Origin of the sequence: Streptomyces sp. NBC_00207, from assembly GCF_045160965.1 — a bacterium.
Classification (GTDB): domain Bacteria; phylum Actinomycetota; class Actinomycetes; order Streptomycetales; family Streptomycetaceae; genus Streptomyces.
In genome coordinates this window covers 1,979,218-1,999,011 of sequence record NZ_CP130715.1, presented here as the reverse complement: position 1 = coordinate 1,999,011, position 19,794 = coordinate 1,979,218, and the positions used below count along the sequence as shown (strand labels likewise).

Annotated in this window: 18 protein-coding genes; 13 read left to right on the top strand and 5 right to left on the bottom strand. The window is 70.8% G+C overall.

Annotated elements, in window-relative coordinates; translation table 11 throughout:
- Positions 1-5: 5 nt before the first annotated feature.
- Entirely contained in the window at positions 6-218 is a 213-nt protein-coding gene (locus OG472_RS09625; RefSeq protein ID WP_401613080.1) for a hypothetical protein, read from the bottom strand.
- A gap of 200 nt (positions 219-418) precedes the next feature.
- Between OG472_RS09625 and OG472_RS09620 the strand changes: the two genes are divergently transcribed.
- Positions 419-703, top strand: a complete 285-nt coding sequence (locus tag OG472_RS09620; protein WP_405941323.1) for a hypothetical protein — start codon at positions 419-421, stop codon at positions 701-703.
- Positions 704-727: 24 nt separating this feature from the next.
- Here the strand turns inward: OG472_RS09620 and OG472_RS09615 are convergent, their stop codons facing one another.
- Both OG472_RS09615 and OG472_RS09610 read right to left on the bottom strand, forming a co-directional pair.
- Entirely contained in the window at positions 728-1,930 is a 1,203-nt protein-coding gene (locus tag OG472_RS09615) for a serine hydrolase domain-containing protein (protein WP_405941322.1), read from the bottom strand.
- 136 nt (positions 1,931-2,066) lie between these two features.
- Complete coding sequence (locus tag OG472_RS09610) at positions 2,067-3,695, bottom strand: AMP-binding protein (RefSeq protein WP_405941321.1); 1,629 nt, start codon at positions 3,693-3,695, stop codon at positions 2,067-2,069.
- Positions 3,696-3,838: 143 nt separating this feature from the next.
- Here OG472_RS09610 and OG472_RS09605 point away from each other — a divergent pair, with 143 nt between their 5' ends.
- Entirely contained in the window at positions 3,839-4,195 is a 357-nt protein-coding gene (locus OG472_RS09605) for a zinc ribbon domain-containing protein YjdM (protein ID WP_383574225.1), read from the top strand.
- Positions 4,196-4,300: 105 nt separating this feature from the next.
- Here OG472_RS09605 and OG472_RS09600 read toward each other — a convergent pair whose 3' ends face one another.
- Positions 4,301-5,272: a ScbA/BarX family gamma-butyrolactone biosynthesis protein gene (locus OG472_RS09600; protein WP_401613089.1), complete on the bottom strand. Its 972-nt coding sequence runs from the start codon at positions 5,270-5,272 to the stop codon at positions 4,301-4,303.
- A gap of 102 nt (positions 5,273-5,374) precedes the next feature.
- Here OG472_RS09600 and OG472_RS09595 point away from each other — a divergent pair, with 102 nt between their 5' ends.
- The 3 genes from OG472_RS09595 to OG472_RS09585 all read left to right on the top strand — a co-directional run bounded on the left by OG472_RS09595 (position 5,375) and on the right by OG472_RS09585 (position 8,476).
- Complete coding sequence (locus OG472_RS09595; protein ID WP_401613091.1) at positions 5,375-6,052, top strand: ScbR family autoregulator-binding transcription factor; 678 nt, start codon at positions 5,375-5,377, stop codon at positions 6,050-6,052.
- Positions 6,049-7,002, top strand: a complete 954-nt coding sequence (locus tag OG472_RS09590) for an NAD-dependent epimerase/dehydratase family protein (protein ID WP_405829002.1) — start codon at positions 6,049-6,051, stop codon at positions 7,000-7,002. The genes OG472_RS09595 and OG472_RS09590 overlap by 4 nt, the downstream gene beginning before the upstream one ends.
- 106 nt (positions 7,003-7,108) lie before the next feature.
- Positions 7,109-8,476 (top strand): phosphomannomutase/phosphoglucomutase, encoded by a 1,368-nt coding sequence (locus OG472_RS09585; protein WP_405829000.1) that lies wholly within the window; start codon positions 7,109-7,111, stop codon positions 8,474-8,476.
- Between the two features lie 97 nt (positions 8,477-8,573).
- Here the strand turns inward: OG472_RS09585 and OG472_RS09580 are convergent, their stop codons facing one another.
- Positions 8,574-9,791 carry an IS701 family transposase gene (locus OG472_RS09580; RefSeq protein ID WP_405828998.1) on the bottom strand — a complete coding sequence of 406 codons (1,218 nt, stop codon included), beginning with the start codon at positions 9,789-9,791 and terminating at the stop codon, positions 8,574-8,576.
- Positions 9,792-10,081: 290 nt separating this feature from the next.
- On the opposite strand from OG472_RS09580, the gene OG472_RS09575 reads away from it, so the two are divergent.
- The 8 genes from OG472_RS09575 (at position 10,082) to wecB (ending at position 19,794) form a co-directional block, all read left to right on the top strand.
- Entirely contained in the window at positions 10,082-10,738 is a 657-nt protein-coding gene (locus tag OG472_RS09575; RefSeq protein ID WP_405941320.1) for a TetR family transcriptional regulator, read from the top strand.
- A 57-nt stretch (positions 10,739-10,795) separates the two neighbouring features.
- A complete protein-coding gene (gene galU / locus OG472_RS09570) occupies positions 10,796-11,701 on the top strand; it encodes a UTP--glucose-1-phosphate uridylyltransferase GalU (protein ID WP_401615021.1) in 906 nt (301 codons plus the stop codon).
- Between the two features lie 195 nt (positions 11,702-11,896).
- Entirely contained in the window at positions 11,897-12,889 is a 993-nt protein-coding gene (locus tag OG472_RS09565) for a ParB N-terminal domain-containing protein (protein WP_405828994.1), read from the top strand.
- Between the two features lie 69 nt (positions 12,890-12,958).
- On the top strand, positions 12,959-14,395 hold the full coding sequence (locus tag OG472_RS09560; RefSeq protein WP_405941319.1) for an MFS transporter: 1,437 nt from the start codon (positions 12,959-12,961) through the stop codon (positions 14,393-14,395).
- Between the two features lie 108 nt (positions 14,396-14,503).
- A complete protein-coding gene (locus OG472_RS09555; RefSeq protein ID WP_401615015.1) occupies positions 14,504-15,289 on the top strand; it encodes an SDR family NAD(P)-dependent oxidoreductase in 786 nt (261 codons plus the stop codon).
- Between the two features lie 8 nt (positions 15,290-15,297).
- Positions 15,298-16,545: an MFS transporter gene (locus OG472_RS09550; RefSeq protein WP_405941318.1), complete on the top strand. Its 1,248-nt coding sequence runs from the start codon at positions 15,298-15,300 to the stop codon at positions 16,543-16,545.
- 79 nt (positions 16,546-16,624) lie between these two features.
- Entirely contained in the window at positions 16,625-18,310 is a 1,686-nt protein-coding gene (locus OG472_RS09545) for an FAD-dependent oxidoreductase (protein ID WP_401615010.1), read from the top strand.
- A 287-nt stretch (positions 18,311-18,597) separates the two neighbouring features.
- Positions 18,598-19,794, top strand: a complete 1,197-nt coding sequence (gene wecB, locus OG472_RS09540) for a non-hydrolyzing UDP-N-acetylglucosamine 2-epimerase (RefSeq protein ID WP_401615007.1) — start codon at positions 18,598-18,600, stop codon at positions 19,792-19,794.

Below are 19,794 nucleotides of genomic sequence, written 5' to 3'. Positions count from 1 at the left end.
AGGGGTCAGGGCTCGCGGTCCATGACGCGGCGGGCCGCCTCGGCCTCGGCAGCGGGAGGAGACAGTTCGTCGAGGGTGTCGAGCTCGTCGTCCGACGCCAGCTCCCGCTCCCAGGCGGCCGTGAGCCGCTCCTGCTCCTCGCGCGGCCGGCCGCTGACGGCCTCCCGGTGCTCGGGGTCCAAAGCCGCGAGGAAACGTCCGATGGCGTCCGCCGGCATGCCGTGCTCCTTCTCGCCGTGGGGGAGGGGCGGCGGCCACTGCGGTTCCGCGCCCCGGCCCAGGATGGCGAACCCGGCCGTCGCCGGCGGCCCGACACGCTGCTCGGCCCCGGCGGGTGAACCGAGGTGTACCCGGCTCGCGCCGCGGGTTTCCCGGTGTCGGTCCTGCGGGACGCCCGCGGGCGGCCTACCGTCGGGGTATGAGCGAATTCGTCGTCGTGTACGAGCTCGGCGAACCGGTGACGGCGCACGACTCCGGTGAACCGGCGGCGGCCGGCGAGCTGTCCGTGCGCCGCGTGCACGCGGCGCCCGCCGCCCCCGGCATGACGGCCGTGCCCGGCCCGCGGACGTTCTGCGGCCGGGACACGTTCGCGATGCAGAGGGCCTCGTGGCAGCCGCCGGGGCAGCCCGGCTCCGCGTGGTGCGACCCGCAGTACGCGAGCCGGGTCTGCCCCGCCTGCGACGACGCGGCGGGCGACGGCTGAGGGGTCAGGACGCGCCGGGGAGCGTCAGCGCGCCGCGTTGTGCTCGGGCAGGTCCATCTCGGCCGGGGCGAAGCCGAAGCCGCGCTTGGTGGGCTTCGCGGGCTGCTTGCCGCAGAACGCGGCTTCGAGGGTTCCGCCGAGGGCGGTGTTCGCCGAGCCCCTGTTCGAGGTGTTCGCCATGGCGGCGAGGCTGCGCCGGCCGTCGCGCGTGGAGAAGGCGTACGTGTAGAAGCCCTGCACGGTACCCGTGTGCCCGTAGACCGACGTGCCGCAGGAGAGGTCGTAGCGACGCAGACCGAGCCCGTAGAAGCGGGTGTTCGTGGCGTCGGTCGGGGTCATGGTGATCATGGCGTCCAGCATGGGAGCGGACAGCAGCCTGCCGCCGAGCAGCGCGGACGTGAAGGTGTTCAGATCGGCCGGGTTGGAGATCACCGCCCCGGCGGACTGAGCCCACGACACCGTCTGCTCGGTGGAGTCGACCAGGGGCGCGCCGTCCTCGTCCGGGTGGAGGTAGCCGCGCGCGTGCAGTCCCTTGATCTGCGTGGTGGGGTGCACGTAGGAGGTGTTGCGCAGCCCCAGCGGCTTGAAGATGCGCCGCTCGTACTCCGCGGCCACCTGGTTGCCGGTGGCCTTCTCGATGAGCATGCCGACGACCACGAAGTTGGTGTTCGAGTACTTGTACGCCGCACCGGGCACGGTCGTCCGCGGTTCGCGCAGGGAGAGGTCGACCAGTTCCTGGTAGCTGAACACCTTGTTGCGCACGGACTCGAAGCCGGGCACGGTCTTGTCGAACATCGCATCGGTGTAGTCCGCCAGGCCGCTGCGGTGGCTGAGCAGATGACGCACGGTGATCCGGTCGTCGGGCAGCAGACCGGGCAGATAGCGGTTGACGGAGGCGTCCAGCTCGATCCGCCCCTCGGCCACCAGCTGCAGCAGCACGACGGCGGAGAACGTCTTGCTGACGCTGCCGATCCGGAAGCGGGCCTGGGTGTCCATGGCCGATCCCGTGGTCTTGTCGCGTACGCCCTCGGTCCTGGTCCGGACGCCGAGGGGTCCGCTGAAGCGGGCCATGGCGCCCGGCGCTCCGGCGGCGGTCGTGTTGCGCAGCGCCTGGCTCACCCCCTCGAGATCGGGGGAGAGGGAGGGGGCGGCATGGGCGCTGGTCGCCGGAGCCACCGCGGCCGTCACCGCCAGCAGGGCTGCGCTGAGGGCCAGACGTCGGTTCATGGGCAGGGGCACGGTGTTCCTCTGGTCGTCGGTAGGGCTGAATCGGGGCGCCGTGGACCGGTCGGCCGACCGGTCCACGGGCCCACGGAAGATCATCTGACAGGATCGGCAGAGGTGCGAACGACAACGCGCCGTCCTACGAGGGCAGTTCCAGCAGCCGTACCGCAGCCTCGCGCATCTCCACCTTGCGGATCTTCCCGGTGACGGTCATGGGGAACTCCTCCACGACGTGCACGTAGCGCGGGATCTTGAAGTGGGCCAGCCTGCCGTCGCAGTACGCCCGCACGGCGGCCGCGGTCAGCGGCTCGGCGCCCTCGCGCATCCGCACCCACGCCATCAGCTCCTCCCCGTACTTCGCGTCGGGCACGCCGATGACCTGGACGTCCAGTACGTCCGGGTGGGTGTGGAGGAACTCCTCGATCTCGCGCGGGTAGAGGTTCTCGCCGCCGCGGATGACCATGTCCTTGATCCGGCCTGTGATGCTCACATAACCTTCGTCGTCCATGACGGCCAGGTCGCCGGTGTGCATCCAGCGGGCCGCGTCCACGGCCTCGGCGGTCCGCTCCGGCTCCTCCCAGTAGCCGAGCATGACCGAGTAGCCGCGGGTGCACAGTTCGCCCGGTTCCCCGCGGGGCACCGTCAGCCCGGAGCGCGGATCGACCACCTTCACTTCGAGGTGCGGCCCGACGCGGCCGACGGTGGACACCCGGCGTTCGACCGAGTCGTCGGCGCGGGTCTGCGTGGACACGGGCGAGGTCTCCGTCATGCCGTAGCAGATGGACACCTCGGTCATGCCCATCCGGTCGATGACCTCCTTCATCACCTCGACCGGACACGGCGATCCCGCCATGATCCCCGTGCGCAGGCTGGACAGGTCGCAGGCGTCGAAGCCGGGATCCGCCAGCTCGGCGATGAACATGGTAGGGACGCCGTAGAGCGAGGTGCACGACTCCGCTTCCACCGCGGCGAGGGTGGCCGCCGGATCGAAGGACGGCGCCGGGATCACCATGGCCGCGCCGTGGCTGGTGCACGCGAGGTTGCCCATCACCATGCCGAAGCAGTGGTAAAAGGGCACCGGGATGCAGACCCGGTCCTCTTCGGTGTAGTGGCACAGCTCGCCCACGAAGAACCCGTTGTTGAGGATGTTGTGGTGCGAGAGGGTCGCGCCCTTGGGGAAGCCGGTGGTCCCCGAGGTGTACTGGATGTTGACCGCGTCGTCCGGGCTCAGCGCGGCCTGCGCCCGGGCCAGCCGCGCCGGGTCGCCCTGCCGGCCCTGCTCCAGCAGGGAGGTCCACAGGGGCCCGCCGAGCAGGGCCACGAACTCCAGCGCCGGGCAGCGCGGCCGTACGTCCTCGATCATCGCCGCGTAGTCGGAGGTCTTGAACCGGTCCGCCGCGGCCAGCAGCCGGATCCCGGACTGCCGGAGCACGTACTCCAGTTCGTGGGAGCGGTAGGCAGGGTTCACGGTGACGAGGACCGCCCCGATCTTGGCGGTGGCGTACTGCACCAGCGTCCACTCCGCCCGGTTGGGGGCCCAGATGCCGACGTGGTCGCCCTTGACGATGCCCAGGTCCAGCAGTCCGAGCGCGAGGGCGTCGACGTCGGCGGCCAGCTCCGCGTACGTCCACCTGCGCCCGGCGGCCACGTCGACGAGGGCGTCGCGGCCGGGGAACCTCCGCACGGTGCGGTCCAGGTTCTCGCCGATCGTGTCGCCCAGCAGCGGCACTTCGCAGACCCCGGACGCGTAGCTCGATGCGGCAGACACATGGACCTCCTGGACTGGGTGGCGAGAGCGGGGCCCGGCGGGTCCGGCGTCCCCTCGTGAACCGCGCCGACCGGACTCTCGCACACGCCGGAGCAGGGACGTATGCGCCGACCTGCGAGAACGGCCTGAAATATACTGTCGGGGTGACTGAGACCCCCCTGCCTCCCTGCCCCGAATGCGCCGGCACGTTCGCGTACGAGATGGGCGCGCTCCTCGTCTGCCCCGAGTGCGGGCACGAGTGGCCGCTCGCGTCCGCCGAGCCCGGTGAGGCCGCCGGGGAGCGGGTGATCAAGGACGCGGTCGGCAACGTGCTGGCCGACGGCGACACCGTGACGGTCGTCAAGGGCCTGAAGGTCAAGGGCAGCCCGACCGGCATCAAGGCCGGCACCAAGGTGCGTAACATCCGTCTCGTCGACGGCGTGGACGGCCACGACATCGACTGCAAGATCGAGGGCTTCGGGTCCATGCAGCTCAAGTCCAGCGTGGTCAGGAAGGTCTGACCGCGGCGACCCGCGCTCCGCGGGAAGGGAAAGGCGCCTGCCGGGCGGGGACCCGGTCAGGCGCCTTCGTGGTTCTCCCGGCGGGTTGCTCCCCGGGCGGGCGGGTCAGGGAGTGGCGTAGGCGCGGAGGGGGGCGTGCGCCGTGGTGGTGATCGTCGCGGTGGCCGTGAAGACGTCCTCGCCGTTCTGGCGGGCCAGGACGCGTACGGGATGGCGGCCCCCCGCGGTCGTCTCCCCGGCGGCCTGGGCCGTCTCGATCCAGCAGGGCGAGTTCAGTTCCGCGTAGCGGAAGAACCGCATCTCGAGGTCGGTCAGGACTCCCCGCAGGGGGAAGGCGGAGGCGTACGCGGCCTGGCGCACGGCTTCCAGGAGCAGCATGCCCGGGGCGTGGTCGACGGGGTGGTCGAAGAGGATCGGGTGGTTGATGTCGGCCCGGAGCTGGGTGCGGAGGGCGGAGCTGGTCGGGGAGAGGACCACGTCGTGGAAGCGGTCGCGGCCGACGCGGCGGGGCGTCAGCGGCGGCGGCAGCGGGATGATGCGGGCGGCCACCTGGTCGAGGTCCGCGTTCGTACCGCGAAGGCGCTGGTAGACGGCCTGCGGCTGGTTGGTGAAGCCGGCTTGGGCGGTGCCGAGGAACTCCCCGTCGCGGGTCGCGGTGACGTGCATGGTGAGGCCCGCCAGTCTTCGGCCCCGGCGCGTGATGCCGGAGCAGCTGATGCGGAGCACGATGTCGGCCGGTACGGGGCCGACGACGAGGGCCTGCGGGTTCGCCGAGTAGCTGAACGTGTCCCAGATCTGACGGTGACCGAAGGGGACGTCGTAGGCGACGTGGCTCAGGAGCGGGATGGCCTGACGGACCGTCTCCGCGAGGAGGAGCGGGTCGTGGTGGCCGCCGTCCGGCGTGTAGAAGCTGTGGGTGCGGGGCCACTGGGCGGTGACGACGTACTCGTCGGGTGCGACGGTGCGCCACCCGGTGAGCAGGACTTCGGAGTGTGCGCTCTTGTGTACGTACTCCCGCGGTAAGGCGCTGCTGAGTGCGGTGACGGACGAGACGGAGTGATCAGCTGACACAGTCATGGTTGAGCCCCCCTGGACATCGGACATGAGCTGGTGCTTGTGTGGCGCTGGGTCCTAAAATAAAGGATGTTCGTTTTTTTTGTCGAGAGAGATTAGGTGTCCATGTCAGAGCGGAAGCAGCAACGCGCGCCTCAACTCAGGGCAGTTCAGACCAAAGCGGCCATCCTGCGTGCCGCCGCCGAGGTCTTCGACGAGTTCGGCTTCAGCGGGGCCAGCATCAGCAAGATCATGAAGCGGGCGGACGTCACCCAGGGCGGGATGTACTTCCACTTCAGCTCCAAGGAGGAGCTCGCCTACGCCGTGATGGTCGGCCAGGGCGACGGCCTGGTCTTCCCCGAAGGGGAGGACGGGCTGCAGCACCTGGTGGACATCACGCTCTACCTCGCCGAGGAGCTGCGGCACAATCCGGTACTCCGCGCGGGCGTCCGACTGGCCGTGGAACAGGGCGAGTTCGGCCTGCGCGACGACGTCGCCTACCAGGCCTGGGTGCTGGAGTTCCGCCAGCAGCTGCGCTTCGCCCGGGCCAAGGGGGAGCTCCAGCCGGACGTCGACGACCACGAGCTGGCGTGGGTGCTGGTCAGCTCCTTCACCGGCGCACAGCTCTTCTCCCAGGCGTCCACCGGACGGGCCGACCTGCCGCAGCGCATCGCCTCCCTGTGGCGCTACCTGCTCCCCGCCGTCGCCACCGAGGGCACCCGCGAGAACCTGCGCCTGACACTGCGCCCGACGCGGCAGCAGACGTCCAAGGAGCCGGATCCGGGGCCGGAGCGCCGGAGTTGAGCGCCCGTCACATCGTCGTCACCGGGGCGACGGGCTTCGTGGGGTCGGCGGTCCTGCGCCGGCTGGCCGCGCAGGACCCGCAGGCCGTGGTGCGCGCGGTGTCCCGTACGCGTCCCCCCATCGCGTACGGCGGGCGCTGGGTCGGCGCGGACCTGGCCGACGCGGAATCCCTGCACGGAGTGTGCGAGGGCGCGGACGTCCTGCTGTCGCTGGCCTCCTACATCGGACCGGACACCGACCGTTGTACGGCGGTCAACTCCACGGGAACCGCGGCCCTGATGGCCGAGGCGCGCCGGGCGGGCGTACCGCGCATCGTCCAGCTGTCGACCTGCGCCGTCTACGGGCCGGGACCGCACACGGGACAGGACGTCGGCGAGCTGACGACCGCCCCGGTGTCGGCGGCCAGCAGCAGCCGGCTGGCGGGGGAGGAGCCGGTGCTCGACGCGGGGGGACTGGTCCTGCGCGCGGGACTGGTGCTGGGCAGGGGCGACCGATGGGTCGTACCGGCTCTCGTCGACGCCTTCCGGCGCGTCCCGGCGGTGTGGGAAGGCGGCGCGGGGCTCGCCTCGTTCGTCGACGTCGACGACCTGGCGCGGCTCATCGCGGCGTTCGCGCTCGGCGACGGCGCGGCGGCCGGAGCCGCGGGCGTCCTGCACGCCCACCACCCGGTGCCGGTGCGCAACCGCGACCTCATGGACACCCTCGCCGACCTCCGGGTGCTGCCGGCGAGACCTGCCGCCGACTGGCCGTGGCGCAGATGTCTGGACGCGCTGGCCGCGACCCCGGGATGGGTCAGCGAGCGGCAGTTCACGCTGCTGGCCGGGGACCACTGGTACCGCGCCGACGAGGCATGGCGACTCGCCGGCATTGAGCCGGGACCCGGCCCGCTGAGCCGGCTCGGCGCGGCGGCGCCGTGGTACCGGGAGCGGGGCGGCACCGCCCCGGGCTGAAGGCGATCTGCCAAAGCCTCGGCGGGTTGGGGGGCGGGCGGGCTGTGGTGGGGAGGGCGGCGGGTAGCGTCCGGAACACAGCCGGTCACCCCCTGAAGGAGTGGACATGCCCGATCTTTCGAACATCGTCAAGGCGTATGACGTGCGTGGTGTCGTGCCGGACGAGTGGGACGAGTCGTTGGCGGAGCTGTTCGGTGCCGCGTTCGTGGAGGTGACGGGTGCTTCGGCGATCGTGATCGGTCATGACATGCGGCCGTCGTCGCCGGGTCTGTCGGTGGCGTTTGCGCGGGGTGCGGCCGCGCGTGGGGTGGATGTGACGCTGATCGGTCTGTGTTCGACGGATCAGCTGTATTACGCGTCGGGTTCGCTGGATCTGCCGGGTGCGATGTTCACGGCCTCGCACAATCCGGCGAAGTACAACGGCATCAAGCTGTGCCGGGCGGGTGCGGCGCCGGTGGGTCAGGACACGGGCCTTTCCCGGATCCGTGAGCTGGTGGAGAAGTGGTCCGACGAAGGCGCCCCGGCGGTTGCGGCGGGCACGGTTGCGGGCACGGTCACGGAGCTGGACAGTCTTCCCGGTTACTCGGCGCATCTGCGGGGTCTGGTGGACCTGGCGGGGATCCGTCCGCTGAAGGTGGTCGTGGACGCGGGCAACGGGATGGGTGGTCACACCGTTCCGACGGTGTTCGAGGGTCTGCCGCTGGATCTGGTCCCGATGTATTTCGAGTTGGACGGGACGTTCCCCAACCACGAGGCCAATCCGCTGGATCCGAAGAACATCGTGGATCTGCAGGCGCGTGTGCTGGCGGAGGGTGCGGACCTCGGCATCGCGTTCGACGGTGACGCGGACCGCTGTTTCATCGTGGACGAGCGCGGCCAGGGCGTCTCCCCCTCCGCGATCACCGCGCTGGTCGCGGCGCGTGAGCTGGCCCGCAACGGCGGGACGGGCACGGTGATCCACAACCTGATCACGTCCTGGTCGGTGCCGGAGGTGGTGCGGGAGAACGGCGGCACCCCGGTCCGCACCCGCGTCGGCCACTCCTTCATCAAGGAGGAGATGGCGAAGACGGGTGCGATCTTCGGTGGTGAGCACTCGGCGCACTACTACTTCAAGGACTTCTGGAACGCGGACACCGGCATGCTCGCCGCGCTTCACGTGCTGGCGGCCCTGGGCGGTCAGGACGGTCCGCTGTCGGGGCTGGTGGCTTCGTATGACCGGTATGCGGGTTCGGGTGAGATCAACTCGACGGTGGCGGATCAGGCGGGTCGTCTGGCGGCGGTGAAGGCCGAATATGGCGGCCGGGATGATGTGACGGTCGACGAGCTGGACGGTCTGACGGCGACGGGCGGGGACTGGTGGTTCAACGTCCGTGCTTCCAACACCGAGCCGCTGCTGCGTCTGAACGTGGAGGCCCGTGACGCGGCCACGCTGGCGAAGGTCCGCGACGAGGTCCTGGCGCTCATCCGCGCCTGACGGTTCAGCCTCGCCGGCGTTTGAGGCGCAGGTCCGGGCGGAGCCCGGTGCCCGGCGGAGCCGGGGTCCCAGAGGGCGGACCCCGGCAGGGCCCGGATCATGCGAGCCGCGCGTACTCCCGCCGCGCGCTCACCGCAGGCGGCAGCCCTTTGTACGCATACGCGGCTGACATCAAGGTCATGTGGTGGTGCCACCCGGGAAAGGACCGGCCCTCGAAATCGAGCAGGCCGAACTCGTCCGCCAGCGTGCCGAGCGTCGCCGTGGCCCGCGCCGACTGCCGGGCCAGGTGGAGCAGGTCGTCCATCCGGTGCCGGCTCATGTTGGTCAGCCAGACCGGGCCGCCGACCCGCTGTCCGGGCCCCGGCCGCCGTTCGCCGAACAGCCGGTACGTCTGGTGTGCCCCCGCGGCTCCAAGGGCTCCCGTTTCCCCTCCCGGTACGCGGACCAGGGCCGAGTGGATGCGCAGCCGCTGCGGGCCCGCGTCGGGTCTGGTGCGCAGTGCGGTGTACGGGTGGCTGGTGTTGCCCAGGCGGGCCATGTCGCCCGCAGTGGACTGGCGTCCGGGCCTGCGGGCCGGGTCGCCGCCGTGGACCGTACCGGCGGCGCAGACGCCGAGGGTCGGCGGGACGGACACGAGGAAGTCGTGGCCGCGGCGGCCGAGCATGCCGATCACCGCGGCGGCGCTGCCGAGGCGGCTGATGTCGGCGACCACGGGGACGCGCGCCGACGAGGTACGGGCGGCGACCCCGTCGGCGAGCTCCACCACGAGGGACTCGGGGCTCTGGTGCACGGCACCGGGGGAGATGCGCGCCCGGCGGCGCAGGACGGGATCCGCCGTCCAGGTCTCGGGAAGCACCAGCCTCCAGTCGACCGGCACGCTGATGCCGTCCAGGGACAGGAACAGGCAGAAGCCGAACTGGCAGTTGACCATGCGTCCGGCGGCCGGATCGAAGCGGCGGTGCACGCCGACCGAGTGCTCACCGCGTTTGGGGAAGCACACCTGCCCGATCGTCCAGGCGTGCACCCTGTGCCGTTCCTCCGCCCAGCGCAGCAGTTCGGCGCGGGCCGGCTCCCAGTCCCAGGGGCTCGCGTTGATGAACTGCTGCAGGGACTGGGAGGCGGTGGGCGACTCGGTGACGGACGCCGCGAGCCTGCGTACGGACTTCTTGCCCGGGGTCGTGAGCATTCCCTGCAGGTAGACCCGGGCCCAACGGCGCTGGTCGGCGCGCGGTAAGTGGCCGAAGAGGCGTTCCGTGAACGCGTCGAGGCCCGTGTCACCGGCAACCAGGGCTCGTGTCCTCGTCTGTGCCGTCATCTGTCTCCCCCTTCACTGCGGACGCCGGCGTGCGTCGTAGTTGAGTTAAGAATACAGAACGTTCGTTTTTTTTCTAGCGAACGTATGGCGCCCGCGATGCGACTTCGGCAGGTTGGTGAGCGGGTCCGGCGACGCCCGTCGCGGCGCGGTCACCGAGCGGCGGGACAGGGGTGCTTCTTCGTCAAGTCGCCGTTGTGCCGGGTCGGTACCGGGGTGACGCTGGAGGTCGCCCGTCTCCGTGGAGGAGGCACGGGCGAGTCAGGAACGACCTGGATGGCAGTGATAGTGCAGTGGTAAAGCAAGAGCGCGCCGTGCGCACCCGTAATCATCTGATCTCGGTGGCCGCCGCTGAATTCGACCGCAATGGATATGACGGGACATCGCTTTCCCGGCTGAGCCGCTCCGCCGACATTTCGATCGGAGCCGTCACCTTTCATTTCTCGGCGAAGGGGGAGCTGGCTTCGGCCGTGGAGAACGCCGGCCGGAGTGCCACCCGCAGAGTGGTCGAGGGAGTGACGGCCCGCGGCGGCCCCGCGCTGGACACCCTCTCGGCGCTCGTCCTCGCCCTGGGGCGCCTCGTCGAGACGGATGTGGCCGTACGCGCCGCCGCACGGCTGACCCAGGAGCGCGCCGGCGCCGGACCCGAGTGGTGCTGCTGTTGGCTTCCCGAGGTCAGGGAGCTACTGGAGCGGGCCGCCGCTCAAGGGCAGCTGGACCCCGAGGTCGACCCGCGCCCGGTCGCCGTGCTGACGGCGCATCTGGTGGGGGGTGTCGTCGCGCGGGCGCGCCGCGGCCGGGGCGGGCGCACCGGCGAGGCCGCGGGCGAGCTCGGAGAGCTGTGGTGGCTCGTCCGGCGGAGCATCGCGGCGACGGCGGTGGAGAGGCCGGCGCAGAGGTCGGCACAGGAGCCGGCGGAGGGGCCGACCGAAACGGAAATGCCCAAGTAGGCGCAAAGCCAGGGGAATTCAGGCCCGTGCGGCGCGATGCGGTCTAGCGTCAGCGGCATGAATTCCACACCTCCTCAGATAACCAAGGCCGTGATCCCCGCCGCAGGACTCGGTACCCGATTCCTGCCGCTGACCAAGGCCACCCCGAAGGAAATGCTTCCGGTGGTCGACAAACCGGCCATCCAGTACGTGGTGGAAGAGGCGGTCGCGGCGGGGATGTCCGACATCCTCATGGTCACCGGACGCAACAAGCGGCCGCTCGAGGACCACTTCGACCGCAACTACGAGCTGGAGGAGGCCCTCCAGCGCCGGGGTGATCAGGACAAACTCAACAGCGTCTGCGCCTCCACCGAACTCGCCGACATCCACTACGTCCGCCAGCGCGACCCCAAGGGGCTCGGACACGCCGTCCTGTGCGCCGCCCCGCACGTCGGCCAGGAGCCGTTCGCCGTGCTCCTGGCCGACGACCTGATCGACCCGCGCGACCCGCTGCTGGCCCGTATGGCCGAGGTGCGCGCCCGGCTCGGCGGCAGCGTCGTGGCCCTCATGGAGGTGGATCCGGATGCGATCCACCAGTACGGATGCGCCGCGGTGGAGCAGTCGGCGGGCGGTGACGGCGTACGCATCACCGAGCTGGTGGAGAAGCCGGAGCCGGGAACCGCGCCCAGCAACCTCGCGATCATCGGCCGCTACCTCCTCGACCCCGAGATCTTCGAGGTCCTGCGGGGTACGAGCCCCGGACGCGGCGGCGAGATCCAGCTGACGGACGCCCTGCGCACCCTGGTGCACGCGGGACGCCCCGTGCACGGGGTCGTCTTCTCCGGCCGGCGCTACGACACCGGGGACCGCGGAGAGTACCTGCGCGCGACGGTCCGGCTCGCCTGCGAGCGCGAGGACCTGGGCCCCGAATTCCTGTCCTGGCTCAAGGAGTTCGTACGGTCCGAGCAGCTCGCAGGGGTGTGAGCGGCGGCCTGGTGGGCGACCGGGGATCTTCCGCGGTCGCCCACCCCGCCGGACGGACTCCTGGCCAACTTGCCCAAATCTCAACGGGGTTCGGCTGCGCGATTGGTTACCGAACGGTAGTTACGTAATTTCTTCCCGGGGCCGACGAACAGCGCGGCGTCCAAGGCATCGAGTGCACGAAAGGAGGTGAACTTCATGGGCAAGCCGAACACGAGGCACGCGACCAGCGCGACGAGCTCGGCGAAGGCGGCGAACACCCCCGCCGCCGCGTTCGAAGTGCCGGTCGGCGCGCTGCTCGCGGCGGACTCCCCCCGCACGGTCCACGTGAACGAGAGCCACGCACAAGACCTCGCGCACTCGGGGCGGGCGCTGCCACCGCTGCTCGTGCACCGCCCGACCATGCGGATCATCGACGGGACGCACCGGTTGCGGGCCGCCGTGCTCCGCGGGCAGCACACGGTGGGAGTGACGTACTTCGACGGCAGCGCCGAGGACGCGTTCGTGCTCTCGGTCGAGGCCAACATCAGTCACGGGCTCCCGCTGACGCACGCGGAGCGAACCGCCGCGGCGTTACGGATCCTGCGGTCCCACCCGGACTGGTCCGACCGCGGCATCGCGCAGCGGACCGGGCTGGCGGCCAAGACCATCGGGGCGCTGCGCCGCCGCGAAGGGCCGGCGCCCGCGCCGCCCGGCCGCATCGGGCAGGACGGCCGCGTACGGCCGGCCGATCCGGTCCGCGGCCGTGAGGTCGCGGCCCGGCTGCTCGCCGGCCGTCCCACGGCTTCCCTGCGGCAGATCGCACGGGAGGCGGGCATCGCGCCCTCGACCGTACGGGACGTACGCCGCCGGATCGGCCAGGGAGCGGATCCCGTGCCGGCCGTCCAGCGGCGCTCGGGCAACAGCCCGGGCCCGCCCCGGCTGCCGGACCGGGGCGGGGGGCAGTCACTGCCCTCCCTGGTCACCGGCCTCTGCAAGGACCCCCTGCTCAGGTTGAGCGAGGCGGGGAGGCTCCTGCTGCGCATGCTCGATCTCCAGGTGAGCGGGTTGCGCCAGTGGGAGCGGATCGTCGCCGCGGTACCCCCGTACCGCGCCGAGACCGCCGCCGCCGCGGCCGCCCAGTGCGCGCGCGGCTGGCAGGAGCTGTCCGAAGAACTACGGCGCCGGGCCTCGGCGCAGAACCCTGCCTGAGCCGGCTTCCCGGCCAGTACCGGCCCTCCGAGCCGAGGGCCTCCGTTGTGATGGAAAGGATGTATGGCGATGTCGGTTGTCGAGGGTGCGCGTGTTGGTGTGGGTGCGGGGGGTGGTGCTGGGGGTCCGGTTCGTTTGGACGGGCGTCTCAGGTTGGTGTTGGTGGTGCTGCTGGTGGCGCAGTTCATGCTGGCGGTTGATTTCTCGATTCTGAATGTGGCGTTGCCGGTGATCGGTGACGGGCTTGGTTTCTCGTTGTCGAATCTGCAGTGGATCGCGACGTCGTTCGCCCTGTGCGCTGCGGGTTTCACGCTGTTGTTCGGGCGTGTGGCGGACCTGTTCGGGCGTCGGCGGCTGTTCCTGGTGGGTCTGGCGGTGCTGGGTCTGTCGTCGCTGGCGGGTGGTCTGGCGAACAGCCCCGAGATGCTGCTGATCGCCCGTGTCTTCCAGGGGCTGGCCACCGCCGCCGTAACGCCGGCAGGCCTGTCCCTCCTCACCACGTCCTTCCCTGAGGGGCCGCTGCGGCAGAAGGCACTGGGTCTGAATGGTGCGTTGATGTCGGCTGGTTTCACGACGGGCGCGATCCTGGGTGGTGTTCTGACGGATCTGCTCTCCTGGCGGTGGGCGTTCTTCATCAACGTCCCGGTGGCGCTTGCGGTGTTGTTCATTGCTCCTGCGGTGATCAAGGAGTCGCGTCCGTCGGTGCGTCCGAGGCTGGATCTGCCGGGTGCGACGGCGGTGACGTTGGGTCTGCTCGCGTTGATCTACGGGTTGACGCAGGCGGGTGAGCACGGTTGGGGTTCGGGTTCGGCTCTGGGCTGGCTGGCCGCGGGTGTGGTGCTGCTGGTGGTGTTTTATGCGATCGAGTCGAAGAGTGCTGCGCCTTTGGTGCCGGTGTCGGTGTTGAAGAAGAAGACGGTGGCCTGGGGCAATATCGCGGGTCTGATCGCGTTCCTGACGGAGACGAGCCTGGTCTTCCTGATGACGCTGTATCTGCAGGAGGTGCTGGACTTCTCGCCGCTGACGGCGGGGCTGTCGTTCGGTGTGCTGGGTATCGGCACGGTGATCGGTGGTTCGATCGCTCCGCGGGTGATCGGTGCGACGAGTACCCGCACGACGCTGATCGTCGGCGGTCTGCTCCAGGCGGTGGCGACGCTGAGCCTGATCGCTTTGGGTGAGACGTCTTCGTCGATGTGGCTGTTGCTGGTCGCGACGTTCGCGGGTGGTATCGGGAACATGCTGGTGATCGTCGGGTTCATGGTGACGGCGACGACGGGTCTGCCGGATCACGAGCAGGGCATGGCGACGGGTCTGGCGACGATGACGCAGCAGATCGGTATCACGATGGGTACGCCGATCATGTCGGCGATCGCGGCGGCGAACACGGATATCCACGCGGGCATCACCACCGCGGTGATCGTGAACACCGTGATCGTGGTCCTCGGGACCCTCACCACCGCCCTCTTCCTCCGCAACAAGGCGGCGAAGGACCTCACCTCCGCCTGAGCCCCGCGGCTCAGGGTTCCCCCAGGAGGCGGCCCCGGCACCCCACCCCCCGCCGTGCCGGGGCCGCCTCCCCCTTCTCCCCAAGGTCTCCTCTTCCCAAGGAACGTGATGGACCTCCGTATCGAAGACCGGGTGTACCTCGTCACCGGCGCGTCGTCCGGAATCGGCGCGGCGACCGTCCGGCTGCTGGCCGCCGAAGGCGCCACCGTCGTCGGCGTCGCCCGCAAGCCGTGGAACACCGAAGCCCTCGGCGATCGGGTCAGCACCGTCGCCGCCGACCTCACCGATCCCACCGCGGCCCGGTACGTGGCCGACACCGTGATCGAGCGCCACGGCCGGCTCGACGGCCTCGTCAACAACGCGGGCGCGCTGGAATCCCGTACCGGCTTCCTCGACGTGACCGACGAGCAGTGGAGGAGCGCCTTCGACGTCAACTTCCACTCCGCGGTCCGCATGACCCGAGCGGCCCTGCCCGCGCTCCTGGAGACGGGAGCGGGCTCCCTCGTGCACGTCGCCAGCGAGGCCGCCCGTTTCCCCGACCCGGGCATCGTCGACTACGCCGCCTCCAAGACCGCGCTGCTGTCCGTCTCCAAGTCCCTCGCCGCGGAGTTCGGCGTCCGCGGGGTGCGCTCCAACGTGGTCTCGCCGGGGCCCACCCGGACGGCGCTCTTCGACGCGCCCGGCGGCTTCGCCGAGCAGCTCGGAGAGCGGTTCGGCCTCCCGGCCGACGAGGCCGTCGACCACTTCATCCGCGTGGTGCGCGCGCTGCCGAGCGGCCGCATCGGTACGCCCGACGACGTCGCGGGCGTCGTCGCGTACCTGCTGTCACCCCTCGCGAGCCAGGTCACCGGCGCCGAGTGGAGCGTCGACGGCGGCGCCCTGCGGCAGATCTGACCGGGCCGATGCGTGCTTCCCTCCTCGCCCTCGCCATCGGTGCCTTCGGCATCGGGACCACCGAGTTCGTCATCGTCGGCCTGCTCCCGGAGGTCGCCGACGACCTGTCCGTGTCCATCCCCTCCGCGGGCATGCTGGTCACCGGCTACGCCCTCGGCGTGGTGGTCGGCGCACCGCTGATGACCGCGGCCGGCGCCCGCCTGCCGCGCAAGACCATGCTCGTCGTGCTCATGGCCATCTTCATCGCCGGCAACCTGCTCTGCGCCCTCGCAGGCGACTACACCGCCCTCATGGGCGGGCGGCTGATCGCCGCCCTCACGCACGGTGCCTTCTTCGGGATCGGGTCCGTCGTCGCCGCGGACCTGGTGGCACCGGACCGGCGGGCCAGCGCCATCGCCCTGATGTTCACCGGGCTCACCCTGGCCAACGTACTCGGCGTACCGCTGGGCACCTTCCTGGGCCAGGAGTTCGGCTGGCGCTCCACCTTCTGGGCGGTCACCGGCATCGGGATCGTCGGCCTGCTGGGCCTCGTCACGCTGGTCCCCGCGCAGCCGGCGCCGGAACGCGGGGCGCTGCGCGGCGAACTCGCCGTCTTCCGCAAGCCGCAGGTGTGGCTGGCGCTGACGACGACCGTGCTCGGCTTCGGCGGTGTCTTCGCCTCCTTCACCTATCTCGCGCCGATGATGACGGAACTGGCCGGCTTCTCCGACGGCGCGGTCGCCTGGCTCCTCGTCCTCTTCGGTGTCGGCCTGTGCGTGGGCAACGTGCTCGGCGGCCGGGCCGCCGACCGGGCGCTGATGCCCAGCCTGTACCTCATCCTGGGCGGCCTCTCCCTGGTGCTGGTGGTCTTCACCTTCACCTCGCAGGCCGCACTGCCCGCCGCGATCACCCTGGCCGCCTTCGGGGCCATCGGCTTCGCGACGGTGCCTCCGCTGCAGGCCCGTGTGATGCAGCAGGCCGCCGGGGCCCCGGCCCTCGCCTCCGCGGCGAACATCGCGGCCTTCAACCTCGGCAACGCCCTCGGGGCCTGGCTCGGCGGTCTTGCCGTCGCCCACGGCCTCGGCTGGACCGCGCCGACCTGGATCGGCGCCGGTCTCGCCGCCGCCGGTCTGGGCACCGCGGCGCTCTCCGGCCGGCTCGACCGCAGGGGCCGCGGGCCGCGCCCGCTGCCGGCGGCAGAGCTCCCCGCCGAACAGCACTCCGCTCAGCAGCACTCCGCTCAGCAGCACTCCGCTCAGCAGCACTCCGCACCCTGAGCCATCCGCACAGCACCCCTCCGCCGGTGCCGGGTACGGCACCCGCTCCATCGTCGAAGAGAAGTCGAGGTAGACGCACATGAACGGTGTCGATCGCCGGACCATGCTCACCCGCAGCGCCGCCGTCGTCGGAGGCGCGGCGGTGGCCGGCGCGCTGGCCGGCCCCGCGGCCGCCGCCACGGCCCCCGCCGCCTCCGCCGCTCCCGGCGCGGCCGCCGGATCCGGATCCGTCGTACGGCCGGGCGACCCCCGCTACGAGATGCTGACCACCGGCAACAACCAGCGCTTCGTGGCCCGCCCGGACTACATCAAGATGGTCCGCTCCACCGCGGACGCCGAACGCGCCCTGAGAGACGCCGTCCGCGCGGGCAAGCGGGTCTCGGTGCGCAGCGGCGGCCACTGCTTCGCCGACTTCGCCGCGCACCCCGACACCGAGGTCATCATCGACTTCTCGGAGATGACGCACGTCGGGTACGACCCGAAGTTCCGGGCGTTCGTCGTCGAGTCCGGCGCCCGTCTGATCAACGTGTACGAGGCCCTGTACAAGGGCTGGGGCGTCACCATCCCCGGCGGCATCTGCTACAGCGTCGGAGCCGGCGGCCACATAGCGGGCGGCGGATACGGCCTGCTCTCACGGGCCCACGGCCTGGTCGTCGACCACCTCTACGCCGTCGAGGTCGTGGTGACGGACGGGAAGGGCGGCGTACGCACGGTCGTGGCGACCCGGGAGAAGAACGATCCGAACCGCGAGCTGTGGTGGGCGCACACCGGCGGGGGCGGCGGCAACTTCGGCCTGGTGACCCGCTACTGGTTCCGCTCCCCGGGCGCGAAGGGCTCCGAACCCTCCGAACAGCTCATCTCCCCGCCGTCGACGGTTCTGGTGAGCGCCGTCGACTTCCCCTGGGAGCAGCTGACGGAGGCGAAATTCACCCGGCTGCTCAAGAACTTCGGCGCCTGGCACGCCGCGAACAGCGCCCCCGATTCCCCGTACCGCCACCTGTCCAGCCTGTTCAACGTCAGCTCCAAGGCGCACGGCAGCGTGGGCATGTTCACCCAGGTCGACGCGACGGTGCCGCACGCGAGAAAACTGCTCGACGACTACCTGGCGGCGATCACGGCCGGCACCGGGGTCACCCCGAAGGCACTCACCCGCGCCACCGGCGAACTGCCCGCCATGCCGCAGTTCGCGGAGCCCAGAACCCTGCCCTGGCTCCAGGCGACCCGACTGGTCGGCACCAACAACCCGGTCATCACCAATCCCACCTCACGCGGCGCGCACAAGTCCGCGTACATGAGAAAGAACTTCACGGACCATCAGATCGCGGAGCTCTACCGGTACATGAGCCGGCCGGACTTCAAGAATCCGGACACCATGCTGGTGCTGTTCTCCTTCGGCGGCCAGGTCAACGCCGCGGCGCCCGACGCGACGGCCAACGCGCAGCGGTCGTCCATCTTCAAGATGTGCTTCCAGACCTTCTGGCAGGAGGAGAGCGAGGACGAGTTCTACCTGGGCTGGCTGCGCGGCCTGTACGAGGACTTCTTCTCGGCGACCGGTGGCGTGCCCCTGATCGACGACAGCACCGACGGCTGCTACATCAACTACCCCGACCGTGACGTGACCGATCCGCGCCGCAACCGGTCCGGCGTGCCGTGGCAGACCCTCTACTACAAGGACAACTACCCGCGCCTGCAGCAGGTGAAGAGGCGCTACGACCCGTCCGACTTCTTCCGCCACTCCATGTCCATCAAGCCCGCCCGAGGCTGACGCTCCTCGCGTTCCCGCTGGTCAGAAGCCCCGTACTCCGGTCTCCGGAGTGCGGGGCTTCTGTCGTTCACGCTCAACCGTTCGAGTGGCCGCGGGTGTTCGTTGACTCCCCGGCCGGCTCCGGGAAAGCTGTCTCTTGGCCGGAAGAGGGCAGCTGAAAAGCCCCTCGCAGCGAGATCCGATCCCCTGGCCACCACCCGTCGAACAGGTCTGCGGCACCGCCGTGCCGCGCCCTTCTGCGTCATGCCACGGCTCGATTCCCAACGCGTCAGAAAGAAGAGGAAGCCATGCGTTCCGTCGCCGTAGTCCTCGGCACCCGGCCGGAAGCCATCAAGTTCGCGCCCGTCATCCGCGCCCTGCAGGACGACCCGCGCTTCGAGCCCGTCGTGATCTCCACCGGGCAGCACCGCCAGATGCTGGACGAGACCCTCGACGCCTTCGGCCTCACCGCCGACGTCGACCTGAAAGTGATGGCCCCCAAGCAGACCCTCTCCCAGGTCACCTACCGGTCCCTGCGCGGCCTGGACGACTACTTCGCCACCGCCCCCGCCGACGCCGTCCTGGTCCACGGCGACACCGCCACCACCCTCACCGGGGCCCTGGCCGGATTCCACCAGCGGATCCCCGTCGTCCACGTCGAGGCCGGACTGCGCAGCGGCGTGCTCGGCTCGCCCTTCCCCGAGGAGGGCAACAGACGGCTCGTCGCCCAGGTCGCCGCCCTGCACCTGGCCCCCACCCCCGGAAACCTGGCGAACCTCCTGCGCGAGGGCATCGACGCAGACAAGGTCACCGTCACCGGCAACACCGTCATCGACGCCCTGCGCTGGGCCTGCGGCCGGGCCGACAGCTACGGCGACCCGGCCCTCGCCGACCTCGACGTCGACCCGAGCCGGATCGTCCTGGCCTCCGCGCACCGCCGCGAGGCATGGCCGCACCTTCCGCAGATCGGGCAGGCCCTGGCCCGCATCGCCGACGAGCCCGGCGTGCGCGTCGTCGTCCCGCTGCACCGCAACCCCGTGGTGCGCGAGGCGCTCCTCCCGCACATCGGCGGCCACCCGCACATCACCGTCGTCGACCCGCTGCCCTACCTCAGCTTCTGCAAGCTCATGGCCCGCGCCGACCTCATCGTCTCGGACAGCAGCGGCAGCCAGGAGGAGGGCCCCGCCCTCGGCAAGCCCACCCTGGTCCTCGGCGACGTCACCGAGCGGTCCGAGGCCATCGTCGCCGGCACCGCCCGCCTCGTCGGCACGGCCACCGAGGGCATCGTCGCCCGCACCCTGGAGCTCCTGCGCGACCGGGCCGCGTACGAGCGGATGGCCAACGCCGCCAACCCGTACGGCGACGGACGGGCCACCGCCCGCACGGTCGCCGCACTCGCCCACTTCTTCGGCCTGGGGCCCGCCCCCGAGCCCTTCGTCCCCGACAGCGCCGCCGACGAGCTCAGCGTCGAGCTCGCCCGCACGGCCGCCTTCGCCCGCACCTGA